8 protein-coding genes and 1 tRNA gene are annotated in these 6,207 nt (G+C 72.4%); 4 read left to right on the top strand and 5 right to left on the bottom strand.

The window, feature by feature from the left end; translation table 11 throughout:
- Positions 1-600: LysR family transcriptional regulator (locus G3I65_RS45260; protein WP_160701567.1), on the bottom strand; the 600-nt coding region annotated here is incomplete at its 3' end.
- A gap of 96 nt (positions 601-696) precedes the next feature.
- Between G3I65_RS45260 and G3I65_RS45255 the strand changes: the two genes are divergently transcribed.
- From G3I65_RS45255 to G3I65_RS45245, 3 genes are all read left to right on the top strand, one after another.
- Entirely contained in the window at positions 697-1,674 is a 978-nt protein-coding gene (locus tag G3I65_RS45255; RefSeq protein ID WP_160701566.1) for a bile acid:sodium symporter family protein, read from the top strand.
- 64 nt (positions 1,675-1,738) lie between these two features.
- Positions 1,739-2,287: a dihydrofolate reductase family protein gene (locus G3I65_RS45250; protein WP_160701565.1), complete on the top strand. Its 549-nt coding sequence runs from the start codon at positions 1,739-1,741 to the stop codon at positions 2,285-2,287.
- A 55-nt stretch (positions 2,288-2,342) separates the two neighbouring features.
- Complete coding sequence (locus G3I65_RS45245) at positions 2,343-2,843, top strand: hypothetical protein (protein ID WP_160701564.1); 501 nt, start codon at positions 2,343-2,345, stop codon at positions 2,841-2,843.
- A 41-nt stretch (positions 2,844-2,884) separates the two neighbouring features.
- Here G3I65_RS45245 and G3I65_RS45240 read toward each other — a convergent pair whose 3' ends face one another.
- A complete protein-coding gene (locus G3I65_RS45240; protein WP_160701563.1) occupies positions 2,885-3,154 on the bottom strand; it encodes a hypothetical protein in 270 nt (89 codons plus the stop codon).
- Between the two features lie 174 nt (positions 3,155-3,328).
- Between G3I65_RS45240 and G3I65_RS45235 the strand changes: the two genes are divergently transcribed.
- Positions 3,329-3,402, top strand: a tRNA-Ile gene (locus tag G3I65_RS45235).
- 145 nt (positions 3,403-3,547) lie between these two features.
- Here G3I65_RS45235 and G3I65_RS45230 read toward each other — a convergent pair.
- Genes G3I65_RS45230 through G3I65_RS45220 form a run of 3 tightly spaced genes read right to left on the bottom strand, consistent with a single transcriptional unit; the run spans position 3,548 to position 5,940 of the window.
- Positions 3,548-4,138, bottom strand: a complete 591-nt coding sequence (locus G3I65_RS45230; RefSeq protein WP_160701562.1) for a dihydrofolate reductase family protein — start codon at positions 4,136-4,138, stop codon at positions 3,548-3,550.
- A 4-nt stretch (positions 4,139-4,142) separates the two neighbouring features.
- Positions 4,143-4,931: a metalloregulator ArsR/SmtB family transcription factor gene (locus G3I65_RS45225; RefSeq protein ID WP_160701561.1), complete on the bottom strand. Its 789-nt coding sequence runs from the start codon at positions 4,929-4,931 to the stop codon at positions 4,143-4,145.
- Between the two features lie 46 nt (positions 4,932-4,977).
- Positions 4,978-5,940 carry a hypothetical protein gene (locus G3I65_RS45220; protein ID WP_160701560.1) on the bottom strand — a complete coding sequence of 321 codons (963 nt, stop codon included), beginning with the start codon at positions 5,938-5,940 and terminating at the stop codon, positions 4,978-4,980.
- Positions 5,941-6,207: the final 267 nt, after the last annotated feature.

The raw sequence follows: 6,207 nt of genomic DNA, 5'->3' as shown, positions 1-6,207 counted from the left end.
CGCGCGCTCGAGGCACTCCACCGCCAGCTGCCGCGTGATCGACGGCATCGGGTACTGCACCAGCGGCACCGGCTCGCCGGGCTCCAGCACCGTGGCCGCCGAGCCGATCCAGACCAGCGGCTCCCGCCAGAGCAGCCGCCCGTGGTGCGCGCCCGGGCGGCGCTTGCCCAGCACCAGGTCCAGCTGCCCGGCCCGCAGCCGCTGCGCCAGGACGTCCGAGAGCTCGACCGTCAGCTCGACGTCCACCAGCGGGTGACTGCGGCGCAGCCGGTGCAGGATCTCCGGCAGCTCGCCGAGCGCGAAGTCCTCGGACACGCCGAACCGGACGCGGCCGCGCAGCTCGGCGCCGCGGAAGTGCCGCTCCGCGCGCTCTTCGGTGTCGACGACCGTCTGCGCGAACCCCAGCATCGCCTGCCCGCGCGCGGTCAGCTCGACGGTGTGGGTGTCGCGGGCGAACAGCAGCCCGCCCGAGTCGCGTTCGAGCCGCCGCACGTGCTGGCTGACGGTCGGCTGGCCGACGCCGAGGCGCCGCGCGGCCGCGGTGAAGCTGCGCGTCTCGGCGACGGCGAGGAAGGAACGGCACAGGCGGGGGTCCAGCACGCGGTCACTTTATCGCGATTCACGATGACAGTCAGTCCGGTCATCGGGGTTCACAATGAACGCGGCGGCGCCGACAATGGCTGTGGAAGGAGATCCATGTCCCGGTTGCGTCTCGACCCGTTCGTCCTCGCCATCCTCGCCACCGTCGGCGTCGCCACCCTGCTGCCCGCTTCGGGTGTGGTGGCCGACGGCTTCGGCACCGCCACCACGATCGCGGTCGGCCTGCTGTTCTTCTTGTACGGCGCCCGGTTGTCCACGCAGGAAGCCCTCGACGGCCTGCGGCACTGGCGCCTCCACGCGGTCGTGCTCGGCGCGACGTTCGTGCTGTTCCCGCTGCTCGGCCTGGCCCTGTTCGCACTGCCGTCGTCGGTGCTGCCCGCCCAGCTGGCCGCCGGGGTGCTGTTCCTCGCCGTGCTGCCCTCGACCGTGCAGTCGTCGATCGCGTTCACCTCGATCGCGCGCGGCAACGTCGCGGCGGCGATCTGCAGCGCGTCGCTGTCCAACCTGGCCGGGATCGTGCTCACCCCGCTGCTGGTGGCGCTGCTGCTCGCGGGCGACGGCGCCGGCGTCGACGGATCGGCCGTGCTCGGGATCGTGCTGCAGCTGCTCGCGCCGTTCGTGGCCGGTCAGCTGGCGCGGCGCTGGATCGGCGGCTGGATTTCCGCGCACGCGGCGCCGTTGAAGCTGGTCGACCGCGGTTCGATCCTGCTGGTCGTCTACACGGCGTTCAGCGCGGGCATGACCGAAGGCATCTGGCACCGGCTCGACCTGGGCCACCTGCTGGTGCTCGGCGCGGTGTGCGGCGTGCTGCTGGCGGCCGTGCTGGCCGCGACCGGCTGGGGCGCCCGCGCGCTCGGCTTCGCCCGCGCCGACCGGATCACCATCGTGTTCTGCGGGTCGAAGAAGAGCCTGGCGAGCGGCCTGCCGATGGCGACGGTGCTGTTCGGGCACGCGCAGGTGGGGCTGATCGTGCTGCCGCTGATGCTGTTCCACCAGCTCCAGCTGATCGTCTGCGCGGCGCTGGCCCGCCGCTACGCCGCCGCTTCGGCGAACCGGGAACTCGTGCCCGCCTGAGCCGATGAGTTTCCGCGGCCCCGCTCGTCGGTACCGGTGACACCCCGTACCGAAAGGCGGCAGCATGGCCAAGATCCTCTACCACATCACCATGTCCCTCGACGGCTTCGTCGCCGGCCCCGCCGACGACATGTCCTGGCTGCGCGGCCTGCCCACCGGCCCGAACCCGGTCGTCGAGCGGGTCATGGGCGAGATCGGCGCGGTGCTGATGGGGCACCGCACGTACGCCCCGGCGACGACGGCGGAGGGCAAGGTCTACGGCGGCCGCGTCCGTGTCCCGATCTTCGTGGTGACCCGCGACGACCCGGCGTCGGCCGAGCCGGGCTTCACCTTCGAGGCGGACCTGCTGAAGGCGGTCGCCGCGGCCTCGGCGGCGGCGGGCGACGGGTGCGTGGCCGTACTGGGCCCGGCGACGGCCCGCCGGTGTCTGGAGGCGGGCGTGCTCGACGAGGTCCTGGTGCACGTGGCCCCGGTGCTGCTCGGCGACGGCGTGCGGCTGTTCGACCACCCAGGCGGCACGCGGGTACGGCTGGAACCTGTGGAGCTGAGTACGGCGGGCGGGCTGGGCAACTTCCGGTACCGGGTGCAGTCCCCTGTGGACAGTCGGGCGTAACGGCGGCGGGCGGCGGAGCGATCCCGGTGGTGTTGTTCTCAGGGGAGGATCCACCATGGCACTTCAGGTTCGAACCGCACTCGCCGTTCTGGGCGGGGCCGTCGTGGTCACCGCGGGAGCGGTGGCCTTCGCGGGCGCGTCCGCCGCCGTCGGCCCGTCACCGGCCCCGATCGTCCAGGCGGCGCAAGCCACCTGCGTGACCGACGGCAGCGGGTTCTGCACGGTCACCCACGGCCTCGGCAAGGTGCCGGAGGCGGTCGTGGTCTCGGCGAACACGCCGGGTCCGTTCAACGCGTTCATGCTCAACACGGTGCAGGGGTCGTACACGGCGACCACGTTCCAGGTGCGGGCGATGTTCACGCAGACCACGCCGAAGACGTTCGGCCAGATCTGGTTCACCTACGCGGCCTACGGCGCGGCGACGGCCCCGCCGACCACGACGACGCTGCTTCCGCCCACCACGACACCGAAGCCGCCGACGACCACACCGACGACGCCGCCCACGACCACCTCGGAGCCACCTACCCCGACTACCACCGGCGGTGGCGGCACCTGAGCGGAATCCGTGGTCTTCGCCTTGCTCCGCAACGACTTCCGTCAGCGCGGGCGGGGCGACGGCTTGTCCCGCAGTTCCTCCGCCAGGATCGCGTCGACGCGCGAGCCCGCCCGGAAGAGGGCTCGCGCGGCGGCGCGGACCAGGAAGCCGAGCGCGAACAGGAAGACCAGCGCGAGGCCGATGACCGCGGGGTTCGCCACGAGCTCCTCCCGGTACTGGTGGGCGAGGAAGCCGAGGCCCGCCCCCGCCGTGAACGCGTCCAGCAGCGCCAGCCGCAGCGCCTGGCGGCAGGACGGGGTGGCACCGGCCATCGGTCCCTCCCGCCGGTCCGTTCAGCGGTGACGCCCTTGCAACTTAGACGAGCGTGCCCCCGCCGGCGGCCACTTGAACCTGTTTGGCCTACCGGATCTGCCCGGATGGCCGCTGTGATAACTTGAAACGAACTGAGACTTCTGTGCGGATGCAAATCCGCGTACCGGGGTCAGGGGGCGGTAGCTCAGTTGGTTAGAGCAGGGGACTCATAATCCCTTGGCCGCGGGTTCGAGCCCCGCCCGCCCCACCCGATTGGCTTCGGCTGCTCGGTGCTGGCGCACCTTCGCCGGTGCCCGCAGTATCTACCCGGGGGACAACCCCCGGACCCCCGGCACGCAACGCGGGTCGCCTTGCGTGCCGGTCCATGGTCGGCGACTGTCCATTGGGGACGGTCAGCGGACCCGGTCGTAGACCACTGCCGTCTCGCCCAGGTCGCCCGTTTCGTGGTGGGTCAGCTTCCACTTCGAGGCGGGGAGGCCGTCGTCGAAGAGGCGGGGGCCGCCGCCCGCGATTTCCGGGCAGATCATCAGGTACAGGCGGTCGAGGGCGTCCGCTTCGAGCAGCGCCTTGATGACGCTCGCGCTGCTGTTCACCAGGATCTCACCCGAGCCCGTCGCCTTCAGGTCGGCGATGACGTCCGCCGCCGGGGCGTTCACCAGGCGGGTGCGCTCCCACGGGGACTCGGTCAGCGTGGTCGAGAAGACCACCTTCTCCACGTCCACCAGCCACTTCGCGTAGCCGCGGTCACGCGGGTCGGCGTTCTCGTCCGCCGCCACCGTCGGCCAGAAACCGAGGAAACCTTCGGCGTTGCGGCGGCCGAGCACCGCCGTCGTCGCCCCTTCCCAGATGCGCGTGAGGTGGCGGCGCGCCACGTCGGTCATCGCGTACGTGACGATCGCGCCCATGTCGGCGGGCCCGGCGGGGCCGTGGTAGCGGCCGTCGAGGGTCAGGCTCAGGTTCGCGGTCACCTTGCGGTCGGTCATGGTTTCAGCCCTTCTTCGTGAGTACAGCGGTGAGGTTGTCGAGGACCTGGCCCCAGCCGGTTTCGATGCCGGCGATGGCGGGGACGGCCTCGGGGGTCGTCGCGGTGATGCGCAGACCGAGCCGGAGACGGGTGCCCCCGGCCGCTTCGGTCAGCGCCAGGTCGTAGTGGCCGGTGAACGAGGCCGGGCCCGCCACCGCGAGGTCGAACGCGAGGTGCCCGGGTGCTTCGGCCGCGTGGACGCGGCCTTCGGAGCGGTATTCGGCGTCCGCGTCGCGGTAGGCGACCACGGCCCGCCCGCCCGGCCGCGGCTCCAGGACGCAGTCGGTGATCGTCAGCGACGGCGGAACCCACCAGGACCCCAGCAGGCCCGGCTCGGTCCAGTGCCGCCAGACGGTCTCGCGCGGCACGGCCAGCAGCCGGTCGAACGCGAACTCGCGCCCGTCCGCCCACCGGTCGCGGTCCGCGACCGCCGAGTCCGCCTCGATCGCCGCCCGGTAGCGCGCGACGACGTCCCGGTCGCCCGCGTGGCCCGTCGTCGCTTCGGCCAGCTCCCGCAGCCGGCCCGCGAAGGCGGCGAGCGGCTCCGCCTCGAGGGCGTAGACGCGGCGCTGCCCCAGCGGGAAAACGGCGACAAGGCCGGCCCGGGCGAGGGTCTGCAGGTGCTTGGTGGTCTGCGGCTGCCGCAGCCCGGTCAGCTCGGCGAGCTCACCGACCGAGCGGGGACGCTCGGCCAGGAGCTCGACGATGCGCCACCGCGCCGTGTCCCCGAGTGCTGCTGCGATCCCGTCCATGGGGCTAAGTATTCACACAGAAGAATATTCGTGTCAAGGAATACTTTCAGTCGGGTAGCCAGCGCAGCCCGTAGGCGTACCCGAGCTGCGGTGCGGCGAAGTCCTGCGCCACCTCACCGGCGCCGTCGAGGTCCAGTGGCGCGCCCGGCTGCGGCGGGTCGGTGAGCACCGACGGCGCGACCCGGTCCAGGCGCCACACCGACCGCGGCGGCCGGTCCGGGTCGAAGCGGACCCGCACCTCGAACGACTCGCACGTCACCAGCGGCACGAACGTGTAGGACGGCCGGATCGGGCGCCCGTCGCGGACCCGCAGGACCAGCGAGAACGTGTGGCTGTCGCCGCGGGACAGGGGTCGCGGCAGGTCGAGCAGCCAGCGGAAGTGCCGCTGGCCCTCCCGGCTCCGGTCGACGATCCGCACGCCGTGCTGGGCGTCGGCGGCCACGTTCCGCTCACCGTCCAGGCCGTCGTCGGTGCGGGGGACGGTGAACTGCGCGGAGATCCGGCGGAGCCCGTCCTGGGTCGCCACGATCACGCGTTCCTCGATCAGCTCCGGTTCGGCGGTGTCCAGCCGCATCAGCGCCTTGAGCCGCTGGACGAACCAGCCGCGGTCCGGGTCGGGCTCGCCGTCGCCCGGCTGCGAGCCGGCGGCCTGGATTTCCGCGGCGAGCCGGGTGAACGCGCGGTCGATGCGGCGCCGCGCCGTGCGTTCGGAGACCTGGAGGCGGTCGGCGAGGATCCCGATCCGGTCGCGGAGCCGGGCGTGCTGCGTGCCGGCGGCGATGCCGAGCGCGACGTTCACCGCCAGCCGGTCGTCGGGCGGGAAATCCACGATCGCGGCCGAAATCGCGGCGCGCAGAACTCGCCGCGCGTCGCGGTCGCTCGTCGTCCGGTGGATTTCGCACCAGCCCGAGACGAGCGGCCCGAGCCGGCTCCGCAGCCGTTCGGCTTCCAAACCCCAGCCGCGCCGCAAAGTGGTGAGTTCCCGGAGCAGACCGTCCTCGTGTGCCATGGGAATTCGATTGTGGCACGCGGACTTCCGGACGATCGGGCGTACCGCGTGGGCCGATCAGGTGATTCCGGGGTGGCCAGCAGTTGGCCATTTCCACCGGAATTCGGCCCGGCCGCGGCCTTTTCCGGTTCTCCGGCTGACCCACCATTTTCCCGTCGACGACATCGGGAGGACGGGTTGCTCGACAGTACCGACGTCGCGGGCGTCCGCCGGCTGGCCCGCGACGGCCTGCTCGCCGGCTCGGCCGCGGCGGCCACGCCCGGCGTT

Origin of the sequence: Amycolatopsis sp. SID8362, assembly GCF_010550475.1 — a bacterium.
GTDB classification, from domain to species: domain Bacteria; phylum Actinomycetota; class Actinomycetes; order Mycobacteriales; family Pseudonocardiaceae; genus Amycolatopsis; species Amycolatopsis eburnea.
The sequence above is the reverse complement of the archived record's forward strand: the minus strand, read 5'-3'. Positions and strand labels throughout refer to the sequence as shown.